The 24,529-nt window shown below is 36.9% G+C and carries 23 protein-coding genes; 14 read left to right on the top strand and 9 right to left on the bottom strand.

Features of this window, described 5'->3' with window-relative positions:
- Positions 1–70: 70 nt before the first annotated feature.
- Positions 71–574 (bottom strand): hypothetical protein, encoded by a 504-nt coding sequence (locus tag BXY82_RS05300; protein WP_133757120.1) that lies wholly within the window; start codon positions 572–574, stop codon positions 71–73.
- 81 nt (positions 575–655) lie between these two features.
- A complete protein-coding gene (locus BXY82_RS05295; protein ID WP_133757119.1) occupies positions 656–1,000 on the bottom strand; it encodes a hypothetical protein in 345 nt (114 codons plus the stop codon).
- A 149-nt stretch (positions 1,001–1,149) separates the two neighbouring features.
- On the opposite strand from BXY82_RS05295, the gene BXY82_RS05290 reads away from it, so the two are divergent.
- Together BXY82_RS05290 and BXY82_RS05285 are read left to right on the top strand one after the other, a co-directional pair.
- The gene (locus BXY82_RS05290) at positions 1,150–2,100 is read left to right on the top strand and encodes a hypothetical protein (RefSeq protein WP_133757118.1); all 951 of its coding nucleotides are present in this window, start codon (positions 1,150–1,152) and stop codon (positions 2,098–2,100) included.
- Positions 2,101–2,168: 68 nt separating this feature from the next.
- A complete protein-coding gene (locus BXY82_RS05285; RefSeq protein ID WP_133757117.1) occupies positions 2,169–3,071 on the top strand; it encodes a histone deacetylase family protein in 903 nt (300 codons plus the stop codon).
- An 80-nt stretch (positions 3,072–3,151) separates the two neighbouring features.
- Here the strand turns inward: BXY82_RS05285 and BXY82_RS05280 are convergent, their stop codons facing one another.
- Positions 3,152–3,487: a single-stranded DNA-binding protein gene (locus BXY82_RS05280; RefSeq protein WP_133757116.1), complete on the bottom strand. Its 336-nt coding sequence runs from the start codon at positions 3,485–3,487 to the stop codon at positions 3,152–3,154.
- Between the two features lie 183 nt (positions 3,488–3,670).
- On the opposite strand from BXY82_RS05280, the gene BXY82_RS05275 reads away from it, so the two are divergent.
- Both BXY82_RS05275 and BXY82_RS05270 read left to right on the top strand, forming a co-directional pair.
- Complete coding sequence (locus BXY82_RS05275) at positions 3,671–4,315, top strand: spermidine synthase (RefSeq protein ID WP_133757115.1); 645 nt, start codon at positions 3,671–3,673, stop codon at positions 4,313–4,315.
- A 61-nt stretch (positions 4,316–4,376) separates the two neighbouring features.
- Positions 4,377–4,727, top strand: a complete 351-nt coding sequence (locus BXY82_RS05270) for a hypothetical protein (protein WP_133757114.1) — start codon at positions 4,377–4,379, stop codon at positions 4,725–4,727.
- Here BXY82_RS05270 and BXY82_RS05265 read toward each other — a convergent pair whose 3' ends face one another.
- Positions 4,728–5,219 (bottom strand): CBS domain-containing protein, encoded by a 492-nt coding sequence (locus tag BXY82_RS05265; protein ID WP_133757113.1) that lies wholly within the window; start codon positions 5,217–5,219, stop codon positions 4,728–4,730.
- A gap of 111 nt (positions 5,220–5,330) precedes the next feature.
- On the opposite strand from BXY82_RS05265, the gene BXY82_RS05260 reads away from it, so the two are divergent.
- From BXY82_RS05260 to BXY82_RS05250, 3 genes are all read left to right on the top strand, one after another.
- On the top strand, positions 5,331–7,631 hold the full coding sequence (locus tag BXY82_RS05260) for a M28 family peptidase (protein WP_133757112.1): 2,301 nt from the start codon (positions 5,331–5,333) through the stop codon (positions 7,629–7,631).
- Entirely contained in the window at positions 7,624–8,433 is an 810-nt protein-coding gene (locus BXY82_RS05255) for an NAD(P)H-binding protein (RefSeq protein WP_133757111.1), read from the top strand. Before BXY82_RS05260 ends, BXY82_RS05255 begins: the two co-directional genes overlap by 8 nt.
- Before the next feature lie 103 nt (positions 8,434–8,536).
- Complete coding sequence (locus tag BXY82_RS05250) at positions 8,537–9,226, top strand: tetratricopeptide repeat protein (RefSeq protein WP_133757110.1); 690 nt, start codon at positions 8,537–8,539, stop codon at positions 9,224–9,226.
- A 141-nt stretch (positions 9,227–9,367) separates the two neighbouring features.
- Here the strand turns inward: BXY82_RS05250 and BXY82_RS05245 are convergent, their stop codons facing one another.
- Both BXY82_RS05245 and BXY82_RS05240 read right to left on the bottom strand, forming a co-directional pair.
- Positions 9,368–11,434, bottom strand: a complete 2,067-nt coding sequence (locus BXY82_RS05245) for a M13 family metallopeptidase (protein ID WP_133757109.1) — start codon at positions 11,432–11,434, stop codon at positions 9,368–9,370.
- Between the two features lie 140 nt (positions 11,435–11,574).
- Positions 11,575–12,099, bottom strand: coding sequence for a hypothetical protein (locus BXY82_RS05240; protein WP_133757108.1), 525 nt, complete (start codon positions 12,097–12,099; stop codon positions 11,575–11,577).
- Between the two features lie 206 nt (positions 12,100–12,305).
- Between BXY82_RS05240 and BXY82_RS05235 the strand changes: the two genes are divergently transcribed.
- Positions 12,306–14,744 carry a hybrid sensor histidine kinase/response regulator gene (locus BXY82_RS05235; RefSeq protein WP_133757107.1) on the top strand — a complete coding sequence of 813 codons (2,439 nt, stop codon included), beginning with the start codon at positions 12,306–12,308 and terminating at the stop codon, positions 14,742–14,744.
- Here BXY82_RS05235 and BXY82_RS05230 read toward each other — a convergent pair.
- Together BXY82_RS05230 and BXY82_RS05225 are read right to left on the bottom strand one after the other, a co-directional pair.
- Positions 14,722–16,065 (bottom strand): sigma-54-dependent transcriptional regulator, encoded by a 1,344-nt coding sequence (locus tag BXY82_RS05230; protein WP_133757106.1) that lies wholly within the window; start codon positions 16,063–16,065, stop codon positions 14,722–14,724. The genes BXY82_RS05235 and BXY82_RS05230 overlap by 23 nt on opposite strands.
- A gap of 111 nt (positions 16,066–16,176) precedes the next feature.
- A complete protein-coding gene (locus BXY82_RS05225; RefSeq protein ID WP_133757105.1) occupies positions 16,177–16,479 on the bottom strand; it encodes a hypothetical protein in 303 nt (100 codons plus the stop codon).
- A 326-nt stretch (positions 16,480–16,805) separates the two neighbouring features.
- On the opposite strand from BXY82_RS05225, the gene BXY82_RS05220 reads away from it, so the two are divergent.
- Entirely contained in the window at positions 16,806–17,771 is a 966-nt protein-coding gene (locus BXY82_RS05220; RefSeq protein ID WP_133757104.1) for an NAD-dependent epimerase/dehydratase family protein, read from the top strand.
- A gap of 222 nt (positions 17,772–17,993) precedes the next feature.
- Here BXY82_RS05220 and BXY82_RS05215 read toward each other — a convergent pair whose 3' ends face one another.
- On the bottom strand, positions 17,994–18,233 hold the full coding sequence (locus BXY82_RS05215) for a hypothetical protein (protein WP_133757103.1): 240 nt from the start codon (positions 18,231–18,233) through the stop codon (positions 17,994–17,996).
- A 316-nt stretch (positions 18,234–18,549) separates the two neighbouring features.
- Between BXY82_RS05215 and BXY82_RS05210 the strand changes: the two genes are divergently transcribed.
- The 5 genes from BXY82_RS05210 to BXY82_RS05190 all read left to right on the top strand — a co-directional run bounded on the left by BXY82_RS05210 (position 18,550) and on the right by BXY82_RS05190 (position 24,529).
- Positions 18,550–19,026, top strand: coding sequence for a ferritin-like domain-containing protein (locus BXY82_RS05210; RefSeq protein ID WP_133757102.1), 477 nt, complete (start codon positions 18,550–18,552; stop codon positions 19,024–19,026).
- A gap of 295 nt (positions 19,027–19,321) precedes the next feature.
- Positions 19,322–19,768, top strand: coding sequence for a response regulator (locus BXY82_RS05205; RefSeq protein WP_133757101.1), 447 nt, complete (start codon positions 19,322–19,324; stop codon positions 19,766–19,768).
- A gap of 7 nt (positions 19,769–19,775) precedes the next feature.
- Positions 19,776–23,363, top strand: coding sequence for a PAS domain-containing sensor histidine kinase (locus tag BXY82_RS05200; RefSeq protein ID WP_133757100.1), 3,588 nt, complete (start codon positions 19,776–19,778; stop codon positions 23,361–23,363).
- Between the two features lie 140 nt (positions 23,364–23,503).
- Complete coding sequence (locus BXY82_RS05195) at positions 23,504–24,061, top strand: helix-turn-helix domain-containing protein (protein WP_133757099.1); 558 nt, start codon at positions 23,504–23,506, stop codon at positions 24,059–24,061.
- A 21-nt stretch (positions 24,062–24,082) separates the two neighbouring features.
- On the top strand, positions 24,083–24,529 hold the full coding sequence (locus BXY82_RS05190; protein WP_133757098.1) for a response regulator: 447 nt from the start codon (positions 24,083–24,085) through the stop codon (positions 24,527–24,529).

Raw genomic sequence — 24,529 nt, 5'->3', positions numbered from 1 at the left:
CTCCATTGTCAAGATTTTTAAAGCAAATTCAACACCTTAAAAGAGATGGCTTTTTTAACTGAACTATAAATTAGGCCGCTACATTTCGGCGATTAGCACCTTTATGTTTATCTATTAAAGCCAACCATTTTTCAGCACGTGCAACGTCATGGTTCTGTGAAAAATTGTCTTCTGCATTATAAAAAGTTATTGCTACCGGATTGGTATTTGAGAGAAAGCTAAATTCCATATCCAAACGCGCTAATTCAGAATACTGCCGATCGCCATTTTTGTAATCTTTCATAACCTTGTTAATGACACACTTTTTAACCTCATTCAATTTAATTTTTTGGACAATTGGTTCTGGATTTTGCGTATTGATATACAATAGAACGTTTCCTTCTTCCTGAAAACCTAAGCAGGTATTATTCCAAACTTCTTGTGAGCTGAATTGGACATCATTCGCCTTTGCGATGGCATCAAAAGCTTTCTTCTTTTTTGAAAGGCCACCTTTGTCTGCTAAGACAAATAAAATGACAGGTACTATTACGAGTAATGATACAAGGATCATTACCATATTCATTGATATATGCATTGAATTAAATTTTAAATTATTGATAGACTGATAAGGGTGTAATGAAACACCTCAAAATTATTTCTTAAAAAAAATAAGTGTCTATGTGAACCAATGAAAGGGAAAAATGATGGCTTTTGTAGAGAGTTTGACCACAATTTGCTGGCCAATAGCGTAATATGAAAGCTGATAGTTTAAAGGAGTTATGGCGTTTTCACTAGGCTTATAAGGCTGTGGAAAAAGTTTTACTCCTGGAACTTCATAGGTAAATGAATGGTTAATATCAATAACCGCGTCAAAAGTAAACGGCACATGATCATGATCCTGTGACGCTGCAATAGTATCCACTGGCGTATAAGTTGCCACTGATGACGCTGACAGATCGGATGAGCCGAGCAACATCACCCATCCGAGTACGTATAGAATGGCTCCTTTTATAGTGAACATAATGTCATTTAAAAACACAAAGGTAAATGAATGTCATGTTAAAAAAATCCAAAACAATTTAATTTTATTTCCTTACAATTAAATAACCTTACCGTAACATTTGATGGTAGGAACAGAAATACATTTGCCTAATTAAAATACACATTCCTATGGAATTAATGTTTGGAGCTATCGGGTTTATCATATGTGCCTATGCTGTAATTGCAAACGACGTAATCCAAACACTAGGTACGTTCATGGCGTCCAATCACAACTTAAAATGGTGGTGGCTATGGCTGTTTGCCGTTACTATTTTATCTGCCACTTTAATTTATGGATGGGTTATGCACTCAGGCGACGTTTCCTATGGTCGATTGCTCAATATTCCTTTACCTGAAAATATGGAATGGTGGCTTTTGTTAGCACCTTTAACCTTATTAGTTATTACGAGAATAGGCATACCTGTCAGCACCACCTTTATGATTCTCAGTGTATTTTCCACCGGTCAGATTATCGAAAAGATGATTTTAAAATCCGTTTATGGATACGCATTGTCTTTTGTGTTTGCAATTGTGGTGTATGTTATCATTTCCAAAAAATTTGAATCGCCTTTATCTTTAGAAAAGTTAGACAAACATTCCCGCAAACATTATTGGTTGGTGGCCCAATGGATTTCTACCGGATTTTTATGGTCGCAATGGCTCATTCAGGATTTTGCCAATATTTTCGTGTTTCTTCCGCGACAACTCTCGTTGACTGAGTTATTGTTGGCATTGAGTGTTATTCTTGTGATTATGGCTTACATTTTAAAGAAGCGAGGTGGCAAGATTCAAGAAATTGTAAATCAGAAATCGAATACTAAAAATATCCGTTCTGCAACCATCATCGACCTTATTTATGGTGTTTTCCTGTTCATTTTTGGAAACCTCAACACCATCCCAATGAGCACCACTTGGGTTTTTATCGGGATTTTAGCGGGTAGAGAATTGGCAATGACCTATTTGCTCAACAAGAATAAAATTAAATACACCTATATCATTATTGCGAAAGACTTAGGGAAGGTGAACATCGGATTAATGGTCAGCGTGGTTATTGCGTTTATCATTCAATATCTAAAATAGATTTTATAATTTGCGCATCGATCAGTGTTACATTCTGCTCATTTAACTTTTGTGCACCTTAGAAATTTATGCTTAAAATAGCGTTCCACCCTATTTACAAACATCCTTTGCCAGAAGGCCATCGATTTCCGATGCTTAAATACGAGTTATTGCCTGAGCAATTAATCTATGAAGGCACCTGTACCGCTGCAAATTTCTTTGAGCCAACAGTACCTGATGATGCTCCAATTTTGAGAGTGCATACCTCCGAATACTTTAATCACCTCAAAAACTTAACGCTCGACGCGAAAGCTGTTCGGAAAATTGGATTTCCGTTAAGCGATATGTTGGTGAAACGGGAGGTGATGATTGCCGACGGGACTATGAAAGCGAGTGAATACGCTCTAAAATATGGCATTGCGATGAATATTGCTGGAGGTACGCACCACGCATATGCTGACAGCGGCGAAGGTTTTTGCATCTTGAACGATCAAGCCATTGGCGCCCGCTATTTGCAGGACAAAGGCTTGGCTAAAAAAATATTGATAGTCGATTTGGATGTGCACCAAGGTAATGGCACAGCTAAAATCTTTCAAAATGATCCGTCCGTATTCACTTTTTCCATGCACGGGAAAGCCAACTATCCCTTTAAAAAAGAACAGAGTGATTTAGACATTGCGCTCGAAAACGGTTGTGAAGACGACACGTATCTTTCGATTTTAACAGATACCTTACCAAAATTGATTGCTGCTGAACAACCCGACTTTATCTATTATTTGAGTGGTGTGGATGTGATTGCTTCAGATAAACTAGGAAAATTAAGTTTGTCCATAGAAGGTTGTAAAGCGCGAGATCGCTATGTCCTACAAACTTGTAAAGACTACAGCATTCCTGTAATGTGCAGTATGGGCGGTGGTTATTCGCCAGATATCAAAATCATTATTGAAGCACATGCCAACACGTTTCGATTGGCTCAAGAGCTCTATTTCTAAAAGATAATAACTAAAAAAAATTCCAAGCCCCAACTGTTACCAATTGGAATTTGGAATTTTATACTCTTGCGATTTGATTATTATTTCGCTCCCAACATCAGCAGTTCATTGCACTGAATTTCTGTCATATATTGCTTAATGCCATCTTTGTCGTCCCAAGAGCGGTTGGTCAATTTGCCCTCAATGGCGATCTCCTTGCCTTTGGCGACATATTTTTCAACCACGTCTACCAATCCACCTCTAACAACAACGTTATGCCAATACGTACGCTCCACTTTGGTGCCACTTTTGTCTTTGTAGCTGTCATCAGTAGCTATAGAGAATTTAGCAATTTTGTTTCCATCTGGAAAACTTACGATTTCTGGATCTTGTCCTAATCTTCCAATCAACTGTACTGTGTTTCTTAATGCGTTCATGAGTTCTAAAATTTAAAGGTTAAACAGTTAATACTATTGAATATCGTTCGGTCAATTCAACACTGCAAAGATGTGACAGGGTCTTTATGTTATTCGGTAGTTAACTATTTAAAATCGTTTGTAAATGTTTGTAGTCGTTTGTAAACGGGTAATTCAGACCATTAAAAACACTATATTTGAGTCATGGCAAAGCTTTTAAGTTATTTCTATCCCATCACAAAAAAAGTGCATTCAGACTTCAGTGGCACTTTAGAAATTACATGGTATAACGGCAAAAAGCATCTCGACACCAAAAACGCAAATTATTCCTATGGGTCACTACAACGGATTTTAAAATTTGGCCTCGAAAAAATCAATCTAAAGCAAGTCAATTCCGTTTTGCTTTTAGGTCTTGGCGGTGGCAGTGTTATTGAAACTTTACGCAACGATTTTTCGTATTCTAAACCCATTACTGCAGTTGATATTGATCCGGTAGTCATAGACATTGCAAGAAATGAGTTCAACCTTAAAGAAGATTCCAACTTAAAAATTATTTGTGAAGATGCATTACTGTTCATGCAGTCAAATAAAATAGCATATGATTTGATCATCATCGACTTGTTTATTGATACAGATGTACCAATTGCATTTTTAGCCATTCCGTTTTGGAAGCAAGTCATCGCAGCGTCTACTAGTAATGGCGCCATTTTATTTAACGCCTCATTGCAAAAAACAAAAAACAAGGCCTTAGTTGACGTGATTGAGTTGTTAAAATCCCATAAATATCATACTGGAGTGTTTGAAAAAGTGAATAATACCAATACGCTGATTCTTTCAAAAGGATTGTAATCTCGGATTCAGCAAGAAAGTATATCTTTAATAGCAAAAGAACACTCTCAAAACCCATAACATGAGCAAAGAATGTTTAGAATGTGGTGATAAAATTATCGGGAGAACCGATAAGAAATTCTGCAGTGATGCCTGTAGAAATTCCTATAACAATACCATCAATAAGGACAGCAAGAATCTGATTAGAAACACCAATAACAGGCTGCGTAAAAATTATCGGATTCTGGAAAGTTTAAATCCAGATCAAAAAACAAAAGTCTCCCGTGGGAAACTTATTGAAAAAGGATTTGACTTTAATTATTTTACAAGCATTTACACCACCAAGGTTGGAACGGTGTATTACTTTGTGTATGATCAAGGCTACTTGCCTATTGAAGGCGATTTTTATGCCTTGGTAAAACGCGAGAGTTAGTTAAGGATGGCTGGTTCTGATGGTTGAATTCCAATTATCACCCCTCATCTCTAAGGCGGCCATTAAGATATCCTTTTGACTGATTTGTCCCACTAATTTTCCATTCTCTAAAATGGGGAAGCGGCGGTGTTTGGACTCTAAAAACACGTTGGCAGCATCAAAAACATTCATATTCCCATCTAGGGTATCAACATTTTTAACCATGCGTTGTTCTACTGTATCATCTTCCATAGGCATGTTGTAATACCTGCTTTCGCTAATTTGCTTTAAGCAATCACCCTCAGAAATTATTCCAACCAATTCATTCTTTTCGTTGACCACTGGACCTCCCGAAATTTTATTCTTTATAAGGATTTCTACCACCTCAATGATCTTCTGATCGGTTCTGAATGTAATCAGGTCTTTTGTCATATAATCACACACTCTACAAGGCAACTGTGTGGTGCCTTTTTGCTGCTGCTTTCGTGCGCCTTGAAAACTCTTTATTGCCATAACTTATTAATTTAGTGAACTTTAAATTTAACGATAATTCCCCATTTAACCTAAACCGAATTACACCAAATTAATTTTGTAGATTTAACCGACCAACCAAACCAACACAATATGCTTAAAAAAGCCATCTCACTTGCCCTTATCATTATGGCTATGTATTGGAGCTTTTTCGCTTTAATGCCAACGAAAATTTCTGATCTAAATACTGAAAAAACGGCTTTCTCTTCTGAACGTGCTTTAATCCACCTTAAAAATATAACCCAGAAACCACATTATGTTGGCTCTGCAGAGCATGAAGTGGTTAAAAATTACCTCATAAAAGCCTTGAACGACCTCGGCTTAGAGACTCAAGTACAAGAAGCTTACAGTCAAAATAAAAAATGGGGAAGCATCGTCAAACCAAAGAATATTTTAGCACGGATTAAAGGCAGCGACAATACAAAAGCCCTACTCCTGCTCTCCCATTACGACAGTAAATCTCACGCCTCATTGGGTGCAAGTGATGCTGGGTCAGGAGTGGTTACTATTTTGGAAGGCATTCGGGCTTTTTTGAGCGAAGGCAAAACACCTAAAAACGATATTATTATTCTGTTTTCTGATGCAGAAGAATTAGGATTAAACGGCGCAGATATTTTTGTAAATCAGCATCCGTGGGCAAAAGACGTCGGACTCGTGTTAAACTTTGAAGCACGTGGCAGCGGCGGCCCAAGCTATATGCTAATAGAAACCAACGGGGGCAACCAAAATTTAATTAAAGGATTTAAGGAAGCAAACCCTGAGTATCCGGTAGCGAATTCCTTGGCCTACAGCATTTATAAAATGCTACCCAATGATACGGATTTAACCTATTTTAGGGAAGATGGCGATATTGACGGGCTTAATTTTGCTTTTATAGATGACCATTATGACTACCATACGGCTTTAGATAACTATGAGCGTCTCGACCGAAACACCTTAGAACACCAAGGCAGTTATTTTATGCCTTTACTACATTATTTCTCGGACGCTAACCTCAATAATGTAAAAAGCACTGAAGATTCTGTCTATTTTAACGTGCCACTTTTTAAGATGGTGAGTTATCCTAATTCATGGATTTTACCAATGCTCATTTTGGCAATTCTTATCTTTTGTGCCTTGGTATTTTATGGGATTAAAAAACGAAGCTTAAACGCCAAACATATGGCCATTGGTTTCCTTCCGGGGATTGGTGCACTGCTCATTAACGGCGTTGTAGGTTTTTTTGGATGGAAATTATTGTTGGTAATGTATCCGCAGTATGGCGAAATCCTTCATGGTTTTCCTTATAATGGACATTTATATATTTGGGTTTTTGCCTTATTTTCTACGGCCGTATGTATGTGGCTTTACAACAAGGTTTATAAACCAGAAAACACAGCAAGTTTAACCGTTCCGCCATTATTACTATGGTTAATTATCTGTGGTGCGGTGGCATTTAAGCTTAAAGGGGCCAGCTTTTTTATCATTCCGGTGTATTTCGGATTGATTAGCCTTTTTGTATTGGTCAGACAAAAGCGTCCGGACATCATTTTAATGACCTTGCTGCTCTTTCCGTTATTACTGATCATGTCGCCTTTTATACAAATGTTTCCTGTTGGGCTTGGACTCAAAACCATCATTGCAACTACACTTTTAGTATCGCTCATGTTTTCATTGTGTATTTCTGTTTTCGGATTTTCACGTTATAAAAACCGATGGGCTTTCCTATTATTTTTTGCATCCTTTGGTTGTTTTGTAGTTGCACATTTCCAATCTGACTTTACTGAAGAGCGTCCAAAACCAAACAGTTTGGTGTATTTCTATGATGCCGATAAAGATGAGGCACATTGGGCAACCTATGATAAACTATTGGACGATTGGACCCAAGCCTATCTTACTGACAGTCCTGATATGTTCGACGCGTCTTCTGTCAACTTTGAAAGTAAATACGGCACACAGTTAACGTACAGTAAAAACGCGGTCATCAAACCTCTTAAAACACCTTATATCGATAAGCAAAAGGATACTGTTATTGGAGATGTCAGACATCTTCAGGTGTTTATTTCACCGCAACGCGCTGTCAATACGTTGGAATTTTTTGCCGACAATTCCAATCAATTTCTATCGTTTAATATTAACGGATTAGAAATTGAAAAGGAAGAAAATGAGATGCTCGTTTTTGCAAATCGCATCAAAAACCGATTGTTCAGTTATATGGTGACGGAACATAAATCGATTGAATTGAATTTCACCGTTCCGGCAGAACAAAAAACCACATTTCAAATATTTGAAGTCTCTTTTGATTTGTTAGAAAATGACTTATTCCGAATACCAACGCGCCCAAACACGATGATTCCGAAACCATTTGTGCTCAATGACGCTATAATGATAAAAAAAACAATTTCTTTTGAATAAACACATCAGCATCATTGGTTGTGGTTGGTTAGGCTTGCCACTTGCAGCAGCATTAGTCAAAAATGGTCATATTGTAAAAGGCTCCACAACCTCAAAAGACAAATTTGAGCTTTTAAAATCGGCAGGAATTAGGCCCTTTGAGGTCACCATTTTTGAAGATAAAATAGAGGGTCAAATTCAAGACTGTTTAGCAGATTCTCAAATACTGATTATCAATATTCCGCCAGGACTGAGAAAAAATCCCAACTCCGATTTTACAAAAAAAATGGCGCTGCTTTGTCAACACATTGAAAAGTCGGGAATCGAGAACCTAATTTATGTGAGTTCCACTTCTGTTTATGAAGAAACTGTAGACATGCCAATTATTACGGAAGAAAGCCCCACAAACGCACAATCGTCATCCGCCAAACAACTTATTGCGGTAGAAGAGATTTTTAAGAGCAATTTAAATCTTATGACTACCATCGTCAGATTTGGTGGTTTGATTGGTGATGATCGTGATCCATCAAAATTCCTATCTGGAAAAACAAACGTTAAAAATCCAGATGGTCCTGTTAATTTGATTCATCAGGAAGATTGCATAGGCATTATTAAAACCATCATTGCAGCCCGAAAATGGCAAACAGAGTTTAATGCGGCGGCACCTCAGCATCCCACACGAAAAGCGTATTACAACGCAGTTTGTGACGCCAAAAGCATGCCTCGTCCCCAATTTGATCATACAGCACCAAGTAAAGGGAAACTCATTTCCAGCAAGAAAGTGGAAACCAATTTAAAATACAGGTTTCTTCACAGCCTTTAACAATTAGTACGCTTTTAAGAGTTTATTTTATTAATTTTTATAGATTTGGCGCAATTAATGTAATAACGTCCTGATTTAAAGACACTGAATACTTTATTAAAACATGAAAAAACTAATACTACTTGTAACCGTGATGAGCACCCTAAGCATCACTGCCCAAACAAAAACTGAACTTCAAAAACATTTTGAAGGCTATTACAAGCAAATGAAAAAACAGGGTGATATTCAAGGTGTTATCAATGCGATGACGCACCTGGATGTTATTAAACCTACACAAGCTAGAAAAGACACCCTAGCGTATATTTATATTTCTGAAGGCCGACATATAGAAGCCTTAAACACCATTGGCATTGAAAAGAGCGGAACAGATTCTGATTTAAATACTGAAATTAAAGCCATTGCTCTAAAAGAATTGGGCGACCGCAAGCGTGCCTTGGAGTTTTATAACGTACTGTACACACGTAAACCTGTGCCAAGCGTTGCCTATGAAATTGCTGATTTAATGCTACAGACTGGTAATTTGGAAGGTGCCAAAGAAAAGGTAGAATATGGGTTGGCCAATGTAACTGATGACATGAGACGTACATATTACGAAACCCAACAGCCTTATCAAACCTCCTTGAAGGCCGGATTCTTATACTTAAAAGCTATTGTGATGTATAGTGAAGACAAAGACGCAAATCAAGAAATTGCCTTAGCTACTTTAAATAGAGCTTTAGCAATTGATCCTAATTTTAATATGGCACAAATTACTAAAGAAGCGTTATTAAACCGTAAGAAAGGAACGGAATAAGGATAATAGTATTAAGAACAAAGACCGCTTTGCTTTTAGAATTAAGAAGTTAAAAGTCGGTCAAATAAAAAATTAACACCAAATAAAAAAGCAGCCTATTAAAAAATAGACTGCTTTTTTTATATCATAGTTTTTTGGCAATTACCAAATTCTAACACGCTTTTCAGGTGCTAAGTACATAGGATCGCCTTCCTTGATGTCAAAAGCCTCATAAAATGCATCCACATTTTTTAAAGGTTGTGTAGCTCTGTAAATACCTGGAGAATGCGGATCTGTTTTAATCTGCGTTCTTAAGGCATCTTCTCTAGTTAATGTTCTCCAAACAGTTGCCCAACTCATAAAGAAACGTTGCTCTGGCGTAAATCCGTCAATTTTGTCAGGACGCCCGTGTTTTTCAAAATGTAACTGTAACCCATCGTAAGCCCCGAGAATTCCTCCAAGATCACCAATGTTTTCACCTAAGGTAAATTTACCGTTGATAAATACACTGTCCATAACTTCAATACCACTGTATTGTTCAGCCAAAGCATCACCACGTTTAGTAAACTCTTCCAAATCTTTTTCTGTCCACCAGTTCCTTAAGTTTCCATCGCCGTCAAAACGTGCGCCAGAATCGTCAAAAGCATGGGAAATTTCATGCCCAATTACCGCCCCGATACCACCATAATTTACTGCTGCATCAGCAGTATAATTATAAAATGGAGGTTGTAAAATTGCCGCAGGAAAAACAATCTCATTGTTACGAGGATTAAAATAAGCGTTGACCGTTTGCGGTGCCATACCCCATTTTTTCTTGTCTACTGGTTCATTGATTTCAGAATAATTCTTTTCTCTTGCCCAAGTACTTACGGCCAACATGTTTTCAGCATAACTGTTACCTTCTTTAATTTGCAGTTTTGAATAGTCTTCCCACTCATCGGGATAAGCAATCTTTACTGTAAATTTATCTAATTTTTCAACGGCTTTCTTCTTTGTTTCTTCAGTCATCCAATCCAATTTCATAATTCTATTCTGGAAGGCTTTGATGACATCAGCAATCATTTCTTCTGCTTTCGCTTTTGCCTCTGGCGGAAATTTTGCTTCCACATACAATTTACCAATAGCTTCACCTACTGCGCCGTCTACAGTACCCAAAGCACGCTCTTCAGCTGGACGTTGCTTTTGTGCCCCGTTTAACGTTTTTGCATAAAAATCCCAGTTGGCTTTCTCAATTTCAGTAGAAAGAAAGTTAGCAGAATTATCAAGTGTATTCCAAACCATTAAGGTTTTAACATCTTCAATAGGTGTTTGTTTTAAAAAGTTTTGTAATGATGACATATACTTTGGTTGCATCACGTTTACAGTATCAATTTTCTTGTCAATACCTAAATCGTCCACCATTTTTTGCCAATTAATTGCAGGTGTCATTTTTTGCAATTCAGTAAACGCTACCGGATTATTATAATTACGTGCGTCTCTCATGGCTACTTTATCCAATCTTGGCTCTGCCAATTTGGTTTCCATTGCCAATATTTTTTTTGCGGCGGCGTTCGCTTTAGCTTCATCATAATTAATAAATTGAAGCATTCGTGAAATGTGCGCCACGTATTTTTGTCTTATTTCTTTAGATTTGGCATCTTGATCTAAATAGTAGTCTCTTTGTAGTCCTAATCCCCCAGGAAATACCCAGGTCATATTCATACTACTATTATTCAGGTTTGGTGACGCTGCAATGCCAGCAAAAGGAGCGCTTACACCATTTACCGTAGCAATGACCGTTTGCATGTCTGCAACGTTCTTTATGCCATTGATGGCGGTCAACAAGGGTTGAAGAGGTTCTATACCTGCCGCATTTCTAGCTACTGTATCCAGTTCACTTTCAAAAAGCAATAAGGCTTTCTTTTGGTCCGTACCATCAGCGTACGTTCCTAATTCTTTTGATGTTTTAACAATGTCTAAAACATCCTGACGGGTAGCTTTACGCAACACCCCAAATCCGCCCCAACGGGTTTCATCATCAGGAATTACAGTGTTTTTTTCCCAGTTTCCGTTAACGAATTTGTAAAAATCATCTTTCGGACTTACTAAAGTGTCCATGTTTTCAAGGACAATACCAGGAATTTTTTCTTCTGCCATTGCTGTGTCTTTTTTTGGTTCTTCCTTACATCCAACAAAGGTTGTAACGGCCAAACCTGTAATTGCAAGCGCATACTTAAGATTGGTGTTCATAGTGTTTAAAATATTTTAATTTGCCTAATTTAGTTATTAATGAGATGCTTAATTGATGTAATTGTTACATCTTAACAAAATATTAAGACAATAATTAGGAGTATCCACCCTTAAGAACGGCATCAATAGTTCCAATAATCTTATTGCTGCGTTTTAACAGGAAGCTGAATTTGTTGTGCCTCTTTTTCAAACTTTTTATTTATTTGAAGTTTTAAGTTTGCATCAGCTATAAGTAATTCCTTAATAGCCTCTAAAAGGTCTTCCTTTTTAATATTATCAAGATTGGATAGGTTTTGTAATCTCAAAAGATTCGTTTCCAAAACCGTCATTCGCGATCTAATTGCTGGTGTAGTGACAATTGGAGGTTGTTGCATTTTCAATTCTGCAATAAATTTCTTCATAATTTCTTGTTCTACTCTAAAGAATGACAAGTTTGCTGCTTTTAATAATTCCATATGGCTCTGTAAATCTTGGTAGGGTTGCCAATCTAAAATAGCTTCAGAGCTGTCTGGACTCAATACATACTCCGTATATTGAATTGCTTCAATATCCTCAACCTTTATGGTATAGTCCTTTTCCTGAAGTTCAGTCGTACCTGTTTCAATCTTTGGTTCAGATTTACAGCTGAATATAATTAAGGCACACAGTAACACAAGCTGTTTCATAAATAAGGATATTGTTGATATAGGTTAAGCATCAAAGGTAAATAAAATAATTATTGAATGCTGCCATAGGAGTAATGCAGCTGCACTACAAACGTATTGACATATAACCAACGCTTCTGCCTTCCAATTTAATATGAGATAAAATAGATTTGATATCGCACCAATCATACACATTTTTTATCTTGCTTTGCGTTACAACGGGTATCATGAAAGCATCTAGCAGAAAAATCACTTTTAAAGTCCTCTTTGGATATATCGCACTTGGCATTTTGGCAGCGATTTCGGGCTGGCTGGTGTTTTCTGAACTTAGAAATTTTACGGCTGCACAAACGGACGATTTAAAAGATCGGGATAAATTGATTAGGATAAGTGGCTTGGTAGCCGATATTTATGAAAACGAAAGTTTATCGAGAGCCGCGCTACAACTGAATACAGATTCACAATTCAACGCTTACCTTTTACAGAATGACAGCCTTTTGTCAACAATAGACACCCTCTCTGACTTGGTAAACAACGCGTATCAGAACGCTTTATTGGATAGCGTTAAGGTCATATTTGATAAGAAACAGCGCGATTTGACAGAATTACGACGGCTTAAGGAAAATAACAATGCGGAAAAATCAATTGAATTAACCATCAACAAATTAAAGAGTATAGATCCTATTTTAGGAAAATTAACCTTAGAAGATTACGTCGAAAATCCGAAGGCGATAGACCCAAAAACCAAGGAAGTTTTGGAAGGTTTCATTCAATTTTCCAATGATTTAAAGGCAAAAGATTCTGTGAGTAAGGTAGATCAGAGGCAAATAGACAGCATCGTGACCATTTCACGAAACATGTTAAATAAGATTCAGAAAGATGCGGCATCTCAAAAACAATCGCTGATGTTAAAGGAGCGTGAATTGGCAGAAAATGACCTTATCACGTCCCGGCAATTGCGAAATTTGTTGCGAAATTTAGAACGCGAGATGGTAGCTTCATCGCAAAGCATCATGACGCAGCGCCAAAAAGCTTTAGACCGCAGCACCACTATTATTTACCTAGCGGCACTAGTGAGTTTCGTTTTAGTGATCATATTCTCGATTGTGATTTTAAATGATTTTTGGAAAAGTCAACAATATCGAGAAAAACTGGAGCAATCCAACACCTATACCAATTCGCTATTAAAAAGTAGGGAGCAATTAATTAATATGGTGAGTCACGATTTAAGATCGCCATTAAGTACGATTTCTGGTTATAGTGAGTTACTTCAAAAAACAGCTCAATCCACTAAAGAAGGCAATTACCTGGACCATATAAAAAATGCATCGAGCTATATGAGTCAATTGGTAGATGACCTATTAGAGTTCTCAAAATTGGAAGACGGCCATATTACCATAGAAAGCATACCGTTTAATCTGCGTACAATTTTGGACGAGACCAGCACTAATATTCAGGCTATTTACGCTGATAAACCTATTGAACTTTATATAAAACATGCTCCAGAATTGGACCGCACCATAGTTTCTGATCCTTTCAGAATAAAGCAGGTGCTCTACAATTTAATTGGCAATGCCTATAAATTTACTGAACAAGGGAGCATTACAATCACCACTCAATTGCATTCCAAAAACAATGAACATACGGTAAGTATTACTGTTTCAGATACCGGAATAGGCATCAGCAAAGAAAAACAAGAGGATATTTTTAATGCCTTTACCCAAGTTAATCAAACTAAAGATGTAAAGCATTCTGGTTTTGGTTTAGGTCTCGCCATTTCTAAGAAACTTATGCACATTCTAAAAGGCACACTCTCTTTGCAAAGTACACCAGGGCGTGGGAGTAAATTCATTATCTCCTTCCCAGTAAAACTCTCAGACGCGATATTGGAAACGGCCCATACAATTTCTGAAACGCCCCACTTTAAATTAAAGGCTATTATTGTAGATGACGATGCCGCATTGCGTCAATTACTGACCGATGTTTTAGGCCAACACCAGATTACCACCGTAACTTTTGAAGATGCCAAAGCAGCACTTGCCGCTATGGAAACCCTTAAGTTTGATGTGCTTATTACAGACATCCAATTGCCAAAAATGAACGGTTTCCATTTTATGGAAACTCTTAAAACCATGCCTTTTTATAAGAATCAACCTATCATTGCCATGACGGGCAGAACGGATATTAAATCCGAAAATTACCTTGACAGTGGATTTTCAAAAGTTGTATTTAAACCATTCGCTTCGCATGTCTGGTTTGAGATACTAAGTGAACTATTTCCTGAACGCATTAGAAAACCTGAAAAACAACAAGCGCAAAAATCCTACAGTTGCGATTATTTTGACACCAGTTCTATTGCGGGATTTTTAAATTATGACGAAGAGGCATTAAAATCACTTTTAAAAATTTTTCTTGAGGATACAGAGAAACACTTGACCGAATTAAAGACTGCCCATGACGAAAACAACCTTAAAGTCATTACTGACTTAAGCCATAGAATGCTGACCATGTTTAAGCAACTGGGAGCGCACACCATAGTGCCTCATTTAGCAAAATTAGAACATACCAAGGTAGTAGATAATGAAATTCTGAAAGCCTTAGAAACTGAGCTCGAACCATTCTGTAAAGCAATGGAAGCGTATATCAATCCAGATTATATTCCTTAAGTTTATTATAGAGCGTTTTTCTCGAAAAATTTAGAAGCTGTGCAGCTTTCGTTTTGTTATTGTTAACCTTTTGAAGAGCTTTCACAATCAATTCCTTCTCATTGTCTTTTGTAGAAAATGAACGAGGATTTGTTTCTTTATTGGGTGACGACAACTCTTGAGGCAATACCTCTTTTTGAATCAAATTTCCCGTGGTCAATAAAGTAGCGCGCTTAATTACGTTAGAAAGTTCACGCAAATTGCCAGGCCAGGAATAGTTTTGAAAGATTTTTAAAACTTCGGGAGAAAATCCGATAATGGATTTATTTAATTGTTGATTGGCGTTCTCTAAAAAGAATTCCGCATAAAGAATTAAATCATCACGTCGATCTTGCAAACTGGGTACTTTTATTGAAAATTCATTTAAACGATGGTACAGGTCTTCCCTAAAATCGCCTTGTTCAACAGCTTGTAATAAATCTTCATTGGTAGCGGTCAACAATCGAATATCCACTTCAATTTCTTCGTTGCTCCCAATAGGTTTGATACGGCGTTCCTGAAGAGCGCGCAGTAATTGAATTTGGTTCTCATAAGTAAGATTCCCAACCTCATCCAAAAACAATGTGCCATGGTTAGCCACCTCAAAATGGCCTTTTTTATCATTAATGGCTCCAGTAAAAGAACCTTTCTTATGGCCAAAAAATTCACTTGCTGCAATTTCTTTGGGTATGGCACCACAGTCTACCGCAATAAACGGTTGTTGTTTTCTTGAGCTACTCAAATGGATGGCCTTGGCAACCACCTCTTTTCCCGTACCACTTTCACCAGAAATCAAGACAGACATGTCTGTTGGCGCCACTAAATTGATATGGTCATATAAGACTTTAGAGGCCCCACTAATCCCTTTTACCAAACTTGTAGCAACCTTAGTGGTGTCTGGAGAAATTATTGGTTTTGTAGTGGTGGTTTGGGCATCTACTGTTGATTTTTGAAGTGCATTTTTGACCACTTGCAAGACCTCTTCAGGATTAAAAGGTTTGGATATATAATCAAAAGCTCCCTCTTTCATGGCTTTAACTGCTGTAGTTACTTCAGCATAGCCCGTCATTAATACTACAGGAAGGGCAGCGTCACGGTTTTTTATAAAATTCAATAATGTTATCCCGTCACCATCTGGAAGTCTGAGATCTGTAAACACCAGATCAAAAACGGTTTCCTTTACTTTAAGTTTAGCATCTTCTAGGGTATAAGATAATGTTACGGCATGTTGGTGACGCTCTAAAAAACGTTTTAACATTTCAGAAAAGCTCACATCGTCTTCAACCAAAAGAATGGTACTCATGGATTCCTCATTTGTACAAAAATATCAAGTTAATTTCAGTAAACCCTTTAAAAAAAACATAAAAAAAGGGCGTTTAAAAAAAACGCCCTTTTTCTGCTTAAAAGTGGAACCTTATTCTTTATTTATCCAGTTTCCATCTTTATCAGCATATACTGTTGATGCCGCTCCATCAACGGTAATTTCTAACTTATATTCAAGCTTTGTATTTACATAAGCTTTATCTAGAGTGGCGGTCTGAAAATCGGCAGCTAAGGCATCCTTGACTGCTTGCGGCAACTCCTCTGCTTTGATCTCTTTATACTCTTTCTGTGGTGTCAATACCACCTCATCAATTTGAGGTGCAACTACTGCAGTATTTGCAAATGATGCCCATCCTCCTAATACTATTGCTGCTGATAAAATTACTTTTTTCATAATATTTCAATTTTAAAATTTAACTGTTTACATATCGTGTTGTCATAAGTGTAATAAGAAATAAACATGCCATGAGACGTTCACAAGTCAGTCAAATACCGTACAAGTCTAACTAACAAGTGTTTGCATAAATTCCATCTATAAACTCTTTAAGATAAAGTGTATAAGTTCCACTATTAGGAAACACTTTACGTGTAAATTTTACCCAGACATAATCTTGGGACAATTTGAATATCACCTTCTTAAATAATTGACAAACCTCATTCTATATAATTCCATTTTCTTCAGGAAAAAACTTTGTATTTTTGCATTAAATTCGAACAACAATGGCAGAAAAGATTTTAATTATTGGCGCATGTGGTCAAATAGGCTCAGAATTAACCTATAAATTACGCAGTATTCATGGTGATGATAATGTTATTGCCTCTGACATCAATTATAGTAATCTAAATGTTGTTAACTCTGGTATCTTTGAAATTGTAGATGCTCAAGATTATGGTTCTATTCTACTTTGTGTAGAAAAGCATAACATAAACACCATTTATTTAATGGCCGCCATGTTAAGTGCTACAGGTGAAAAATACCCTATGAAAGCGTGGGATTTAAACATGAATTCACTTTTTCATGTGTTAAACCTGGCAAAAGCTAAATTTATAAGTAAAGTTTTCTGGCCATCAAGCATTGCTGTGTTTGGTCCGACCACGCCAAAAGACAATACCCCCCAACATACTATCATGGAACCTAGCACCGTTTACGGAATTACCAAACAGGTGGGCGAACGCTGGTGCGAGTACTATCATGACAAATATGGGGTGGATGTACGCAGTTTACGCTACCCAGGTATTATCAGTTGGAAAACAATGCCAGGTGGTGGCACTACAGATTATGCTGTAGAAATTTACCATAAGGCCATTACAGATGGTAAATATGAAAGTTTTCTTTCTGAAAACACTGAACTCCCAATGATGTTCATGGATGATGCCATTGATGCTACAGTACAAATTATGGATGCACCTGCCAACCAAATAAAAATACGGTCATCTTACAATTTAGCGGCTATTAGTTTTACACCAAAAGATATTGCTGACGAAATCCAAAATCATATTAAGGATTTTATAATTACTTACAATCCTGATTTCAGACAACAAATTGCGGATAGTTGGCCACGCTCTATAGATGATAGTGTAGCTCAAAAAGAGTGGCATTGGAGTCCTAAATTTGATCTTAAAAAGATGAGTAAGGTGATGTTGACTGAACTGGACAAAAAGTACACTGCTGAAAAAAACAAATAAATCGAAACAAAACGTTTTTCAATTTAACTGAGCACTTTAAAGTTTTTAAGGTGCTTAATTTTTTTAAAATGAATTCTAAATCTTGAAACGTTGGTGCTGTACATTGAATGTCATTACAGGCCATGAATGCTACTTCAGCAACAACTTTTTTTAAATTTGGATTGGTTAGCTGTATGCGCTGCTTAAATTCGGCTCTCGTGTCAAAATTATTTAATTTGCATCTTAAATAACGATATGTCCTTCCCCTTCAAGTGTTTTTCCTAAAGGGCAATACCCATCAACTTCAAAATAAAATGCAGTGGCAGTTGGACCTCCTTTCTTAAGATCTTGCGCATAGAGATGCCATCCTTTCTCGATAGAGGCTTTTGCCATTAAAGTATATGCAGTGTCAGAAATTTTCTCTACAGAGGTTGTCCATTTAACGGGTTCTAAAATTTGAGCTTGTAACGCATCAATTGACATTATGAAGAACGCTATGAACAACACTCTGCTTTTTATATAAATCTTTAAATACCTTATCCTGCAAAATACAAAATTTTGGTTAAGTAAACCTTACTGTCACACGGGTTGCCAATGGGTCAATTTTAGGTGATTAAATGGTCTGACCCATTTTGTGTTGCGGGGTATCTACAACAAATGTCAAAACTCGTTAAACATCTGAATCGCAAATGATAAGACAACAAAATCAAAGGTTAATGTTATCCCAAATAAGAATATTTTAAGACAATAAAAGCCATTTTTTTCGTATTTTAAATATCCATTTAAAAAACCAGATATTATGAAAACGACATTAGAAGAGGCCAGAGAGCGCTCGCACAACGAAACGGTTAATGTGTTACAGAGTATTCTCGAAAAAAATTATGACGCTGAAAAAGGTTATAAAAAAGCGATGCATGACGCCAAAACTCCTGCCTTAAAGAACTTCTTAAAACAACAAGCTCTACAGCGCAGTCATTTTGCCACGGCCATAGACAAAGCATTACATGATTTGGATGAAAAGCCAAAAGAAAGTGGTAGTGTAACTGGGCGTTTGCATCGAGCATGGATTGACATTAAAAGTTCATTGTCGGGCAATGATGATGAAGCCGTTTTAGAAGAAGTAATTCGCGGAGAAAAAGCAAGCGTTAAGGAGTATGAAGATGTTATCAACAAACACACCTTAGCCCCCCGCATTAATAATCTTTTACAATCACAACGCGCTGATATTGAAAGTACATTAGCCCGCGTAAGGACATTAGAAGACCTTGCCAATTAACCGATGATTTTCTTGTTTGAGAAAATTCAGAAAAAACAGCCTGCACCTATAGTGTGGGTTTTTTAATACACCTAAAGGCTCATTTTTAATAGGTTGCCATACCTCAATTGCTTGGCAGAAGTATTGAATTAACTGCCCAAATCTATTTCATTAATAATTAGGCGATAGTGTTAAAAATAATCGTTTTACAATTCAGGGAAATAATGTATTTTTAACAACTTGTTGATTTTTGAAAACTTAGTATATCCCTTTGTAGCGCTTTATCAGCAAAAGAATTTCGAGCAAAACTTTTATTATGAAACACCCTAAACTACACCTGATACTTGCTGATGACGATATGGATGATTGCGAGTTTTTCATGGAAGCAACTGACGAAATTTCAGATGATTGTAAACTTACCGTCGTTAATGATGGTGTAGAATTAATGGAGTTTTTAAGTGCTGAAAATGCCGAGCTCCCAAATCTCATTTTTTTAGACCTTAACATGCCTCGAAAGTCGGGAATGGAATGTATTCCTGAAATTAAATCCACAGAAAAATTGGCACATATTCCTATTATTGTTTATTCTACTTCACTCGACCATACGGTAGTCAATGAATTGTACCAGTTAGGAGTACTTCATTATATTCAGAAGCCAGCTGAATTTGCCAATATAAAGCGCGTTATCGAAAAAGCACTAATTTTATTAAATGACGTAAATCTCTCTCAGCGATCAAGAGAACAATTCATTATACAACCATAATAATTGCATGGGAATCACCAAACAAACACATAATTTTTTAGATGGCGGCGGCGAAATGGGAGAACTCATAAGAGCCAAAGATTGGAGCAAAACTCCACTAGGACCCCCAGAAACTTGGCCTGCAAGTTTGCGCACAATGGTAAGCGTGATGTTGGACAATCCTTTTGGAATGTACATTGCCTGGGGCAAAGATTATACCCAGATTTATAATGATGGATACCGGCCAATTTTAGGAACACTTAAACATCCACAGGCTTTAGGAATTAGTACTAAAAAAACGTTTGCAGAAATTTGGCACATTATCGGTTCTATGTTTGATGGCGTCATGGAGGGTGAAGCTGTCAGGTTTACAGATTTTATGGTCACCCTAAACCGGAATGGGTATGATGAAGTGTGCTATTTTGATTTTGCTTACAGCCCTATTCGTTTGGATTCTGGTGAAGTGGGCGGTGTCTTGGTAACCGTCATTGAAACAACTAATAAAAAAAATGCCGAAGACGGGTTGAAAGAGAGCAAAAGTGAGATGGAATTTATCATAGAAAACACTCAATTAGGCACATTTGATTACAACCCCTTAACCAATAAGTTTTCCTGTAATAACCGACTTAAAGAATGGTTTGGCTTGCCCAAGGAAAATGACATAGAGCTTTACCAAGCCATAGAGGCCGTTTCAAAATCAGATAAACAAAAGGTGATTGATGCTGTTTCCAAAGTCTTGAAAAATGAATCGGATGGTAATTATGACATTGAATATACTATTGAAAACCCTATCACACACAGGCCTATTATTGTTCATGCTAAAGGCAGGGCATGGTACAATGATGCTATGGTGGCCTATAGATTAACAGGTACTTTGGAAGATGTGACGGAACGTGTATTGTCCAGAAAAAAAATAGAAGAGAGTGAGCGTAACCTCAGACTTATGATTCTGCAAGCTCCAGTAGCATTGGCCATTTTAAGAGGTGATGATTACAGAGTAGAAATTGTCAATAAATTAGCGTTAGATATCTGGGGTAGAACAGAAGAACAAGTCTTAGACACACCCTTATTTGAAGCTATGCCCGAATTGGAATCTCAAGGTATCAGGGCTCTTGTGGATGATGTCGCCACAACAGGTACGCGTTTTGAAACCTCTGAGATGCCGGTTACCTTTACGGTAGACAACGTAAATTCCATTGTTTATATCAACTTTTCCTTTGAGCCACTTTACGATATAGAAGGTAATATCAATGGGGTAATGGCCATAGGTATTGATGTGACGCCCCAAGTGGAGGCTAGAAAGAAAATTGAGAATAGTGAACAGCATATGCGCGCTTTGGTAGAAAGCGCACCCTTTCCAATAGGTGTATATACCGGAGAAGACATGCGCATCTCGTTGGCCAATCAATCCATCATGGACGCCTGGGGCAAGGGGAACGACGTTATAGGTAAATCATATCCTGAGATATTACCTGAATTGGAAAATCAGTATATTTATGAGCAAATAAAAAATGTATACAATACAGGCATTCCTTTTCATGCTAAAAATCAAAAAATAGACCTTGTAAAAAACAATACACTTAGTACCTATTATTTTAATTACAGTTTTACCCCGCTTTTAGATTCTGCAGGCAATGTTCATGCGGTCATGAATACTGCTGCCGATGTTACTGAGTTGCATCAAGCCAAACAAAAAGTAGAGGACAGCGAGAAGAAATTCCGAGACTCCGTAATGCAAGCTCCACTAGGAATTGTAATTTTTAGAGGACCTGACCATATTGTAGATATGGCCAATGATAATTATTTGCAGTTGATAAACTTAAAGGAAGAACAATTTGTAGACAAACCATTGTTTGAATCCTTACCAGATGTTAAGACCATTATGGCACCTATAATTTCTGATGTTTATAGCACTGGGAATACCTATTATAATTATGAAGTTCCTATCAGTTTAAACCGCAATGAAAAGACTGAAGTTGGATATTATAATTTTGTATACCATCCTCTCAACGAAAATAATGTCATAACTGGTATAATGGTGGTTATTACAGACATCACTGCCACTGTAAAGGCCAAAAACATTATTGAGGAGAATGAGGAAAAATTAGAACTTATTATTGAGGCCAGTGATTTAGGCATTTTTGATTTTAATATAAAATCAGGTGATATTACCGTATCTGACCGTTGTTATGAAATTTTAGGATTTCGCAATCAACGAAATTTGTCTCATCAAGATCTTATAGCACACCACCATCCTGAAGACCTTCCAAAAAGGAAAACGGAAATGGAAAGAGCTCTGATAAATGGCACTCTACATTATCAGGCTAGAGTGATCCATGATGATCAATCTGTACATTGGATTGATGCCAAGGGCAAGGTTTATTATGATGATCAAAACAATCCAGAGCGTATGTTAGGGACGGTAAGGGACATTACTGAAGAGCGCAGCTTTCAGCAACAACTGTTAGAAAGGGAAGAAAAATTTAGACTTCTGGCAGATTCTATGCCCCAACACGTCTGGACCTCAGACCCTAATGGCGAAATGACGTATTTTAATCAATCTGTATACGAATATTCAGGGCTCACTCCGGGACAGATTAAAAGTGAAGGATGGATACAAATTGTGCATCCAGATGAACGCCAAGAAAATATAAGACAATGGCTATTAGCCGTTAAAACAGGGGAAGATTTTTTAATGGAGCATCGTTTTCGTAAATATGATGGCGAATACCGTTGGCAGCTTAGCCGTGCCATTCCACAACGCGACTCAGAAGGTAATATTACTATGTGGGTAGGTAGTAGCACAGACATTCAGGAACAAAAAATGTTTACTACTGAGCTTGAGCACAAAGTTCAACTGCGCACAAGTGAGTTACAACAAAAAAATCGGGATCTTGAAAACATCAATAAAGAATTGCAGTCTTTTGTCTATATCTCAAGTCATGATTTGCAAGAACCACTTCGAAAGATTCAAACATTTTCATCGCGCATTTTAGAGACTGAATATGATCATTTGTCAGACAATGCTAAAAAGCATTTTTCAAGAATGCAAAAATCTGCACAAAGAATACAAAACCTTATTCAGGATTTGATTGCGTATTCTAGGACCAATGTTGAAGTGTCCAATTATGAACGCAAACATTTACTGGAGGTTATAGAGGAAGTTCAGGAAACGTTAAGTGAAGAGTTGGGCCAGGACAATGTTAGCTTAAAACTGCATAATATTTGCGACGTCCATATTATTCCTGTACAGTTTAATCAAGTTATGCAAAACCTAATCAGTAACTCTATTAAGTTTGCTAGAGCCGATCAACCTTTAGTCGTTGAAATCAACTGTGATGAGGTTACTGGAGATGAAGCTGGCATAATCTCTTTATCTAAAGATACGTTGTATTCTCATATTGAGGTCAAGGATAATGGTATTGGTTTTGAATCGCAGTACAGTAACAAAATTTTTGAGGTATTTCAACGTCTTCATAGTAAAGATGACTATTCAGGAACAGGTATTGGTCTTGCAATCGTAAAAAAAATTATAGAAAATCATGAAGGAATAATTTTGGCAAAAGGGCGTTTAAATGAGGGTGCCGTATTTGATATTTATATACCTGTCAGATGACTTCATAAAAAAGAGAAGAAAACTATGCTCATAAATTCCGGTTTAAAACACCTCCTGCGTCCCCTCAGCCGTGGTTTATAACAGGAAAGATATTTACCTTATTTAAATTATGGTTAAATTAGCCAACTAGTAATTAGCCTATGAAAGTCTTTATTAAATTTGATTTTACCCAATTCTGTTCGAGAATACTCGATGAGAAATTAAATGAGCTTAATATTAAATACCGTATGTTAAATTTTGGAGAAATTGAATTTTTGGAGTCCGTTCCTGCTGACAAGCTGAAAGCATTTGATGCTATATTAAAAGAGTATGGTATTGAAAAGATAGAAAATCAAAAAGTTATTCTAGTACAAAAGATTAAGGACACTCTAATTGATATGGTATTAAATGCCAATGAAGGTCAAAACGTTAAAAGTTCTGTATATTTATCAGACAAGCTGGGCCATAGTTATGGTTATCTGTCCAATCTTTTTTCTGAGGTGACCTATACCTCTATTGAGAATTTTATCATTTTACAACGTATAGAATATGCTAAATCACTAATTACCAATACTGATTTATCACTGACAGAAATAGCCTTTAAATTACAATACTCTAGTGTTGCCCATTTAAGCACACAGTTTAAGAATACCACAGGCATTACGCCAACCACTTTTCAGCGCATTATTGCAAAAAGGAGAACATTAAAATCAAATTAATAAAGTAGAACAAGCAAAAAAATGCAAGAAGATTACACTTATGTTGTATTAGCCGACGATGATGAAGATGATAGATTATTTTTTGTAGAAGCTTTTGAAGAGCTGAAAATAAAAACAAAGGTAGATGTCTACAAAGACGGCATTGAACTTATGGATGCTCTGAACCAAGAGGATTCAATGTTGCCCAATATTCTGTTCTTAGACTTAAATATGCCAAAAAAATCAGGGTTGGAATGTCTAATAGATATTAAGGCTAACAACAGATTTAAAGACATGGCAATCGCCATATACTCGACCTCTGCTTCTGAAGAGGATATAGAGAACACCTTTGTACAAGGAGCCAACATCTATATTAAAAAGCCCAGTGCCTTTAATGATCTTAAAAAGATTTTATCAGATGTGGTGACCGTTAACTGGCAATACCATACCAACGGATTGGATAAAGAGAACTTCTTATTACGTCTATAG

Origin of the sequence: Gelidibacter sediminis (genome assembly GCF_004364975.1) — a bacterium.
In the GTDB taxonomy this organism is placed as follows: domain Bacteria; phylum Bacteroidota; class Bacteroidia; order Flavobacteriales; family Flavobacteriaceae; genus Gelidibacter; species Gelidibacter sediminis.
This window is presented reverse-complemented; position numbering and strand designations above follow the sequence as displayed.

Excerpts from the sequence above, each read along its gene's own strand:
- BXY82_RS05195 (WP_133757099.1), top strand. The coding sequence starts at position 23,504 with ATGAAAGTCTTTATTAAATTTGATTTTACCCAATTCTGTTCGAGAATA.
- BXY82_RS05260 (WP_133757112.1), top strand. The coding sequence starts at position 5,331 with ATGCTTAAAAAAGCCATCTCACTTGCCCTTATCATTATGGCTATGTAT.
- BXY82_RS05290 (WP_133757118.1), top strand. The coding sequence starts at position 1,150 with ATGGAATTAATGTTTGGAGCTATCGGGTTTATCATATGTGCCTATGCT.
- BXY82_RS05235 (WP_133757107.1), top strand. The coding sequence starts at position 12,306 with ATGAAAGCATCTAGCAGAAAAATCACTTTTAAAGTCCTCTTTGGATAT.
- BXY82_RS05200 (WP_133757100.1), top strand. The coding sequence starts at position 19,776 with ATGGGAATCACCAAACAAACACATAATTTTTTAGATGGCGGCGGCGAA.
- BXY82_RS05275 (WP_133757115.1), top strand. The coding sequence starts at position 3,671 with ATGGCAAAGCTTTTAAGTTATTTCTATCCCATCACAAAAAAAGTGCAT.
- BXY82_RS05215 (WP_133757103.1), bottom strand. The coding sequence starts at position 18,233 with ATGTCAATTGATGCGTTACAAGCTCAAATTTTAGAACCCGTTAAATGG.
- BXY82_RS05250 (WP_133757110.1), top strand. The coding sequence starts at position 8,537 with ATGAAAAAACTAATACTACTTGTAACCGTGATGAGCACCCTAAGCATC.
- BXY82_RS05265 (WP_133757113.1), bottom strand. The coding sequence starts at position 5,219 with ATGGCAATAAAGAGTTTTCAAGGCGCACGAAAGCAGCAGCAAAAAGGC.
- BXY82_RS05270 (WP_133757114.1), top strand. The coding sequence starts at position 4,377 with ATGAGCAAAGAATGTTTAGAATGTGGTGATAAAATTATCGGGAGAACC.
- BXY82_RS05190 (WP_133757098.1), top strand. The coding sequence starts at position 24,083 with ATGCAAGAAGATTACACTTATGTTGTATTAGCCGACGATGATGAAGAT.
- BXY82_RS05245 (WP_133757109.1), bottom strand. The coding sequence starts at position 11,434 with ATGAACACCAATCTTAAGTATGCGCTTGCAATTACAGGTTTGGCCGTT.
- BXY82_RS05230 (WP_133757106.1), bottom strand. The coding sequence starts at position 16,065 with ATGAGTACCATTCTTTTGGTTGAAGACGATGTGAGCTTTTCTGAAATG.
- BXY82_RS05210 (WP_133757102.1), top strand. The coding sequence starts at position 18,550 with ATGAAAACGACATTAGAAGAGGCCAGAGAGCGCTCGCACAACGAAACG.
- BXY82_RS05300 (WP_133757120.1), bottom strand. The coding sequence starts at position 574 with ATGCATATATCAATGAATATGGTAATGATCCTTGTATCATTACTCGTA.
- BXY82_RS05225 (WP_133757105.1), bottom strand. The coding sequence starts at position 16,479 with ATGAAAAAAGTAATTTTATCAGCAGCAATAGTATTAGGAGGATGGGCA.
- BXY82_RS05280 (WP_133757116.1), bottom strand. The coding sequence starts at position 3,487 with ATGAACGCATTAAGAAACACAGTACAGTTGATTGGAAGATTAGGACAA.
- BXY82_RS05285 (WP_133757117.1), top strand. The coding sequence starts at position 2,169 with ATGCTTAAAATAGCGTTCCACCCTATTTACAAACATCCTTTGCCAGAA.
- BXY82_RS05205 (WP_133757101.1), top strand. The coding sequence starts at position 19,322 with ATGAAACACCCTAAACTACACCTGATACTTGCTGATGACGATATGGAT.
- BXY82_RS05295 (WP_133757119.1), bottom strand. The coding sequence starts at position 1,000 with ATGTTCACTATAAAAGGAGCCATTCTATACGTACTCGGATGGGTGATG.
- BXY82_RS05240 (WP_133757108.1), bottom strand. The coding sequence starts at position 12,099 with ATGAAACAGCTTGTGTTACTGTGTGCCTTAATTATATTCAGCTGTAAA.
- BXY82_RS05220 (WP_133757104.1), top strand. The coding sequence starts at position 16,806 with ATGGCAGAAAAGATTTTAATTATTGGCGCATGTGGTCAAATAGGCTCA.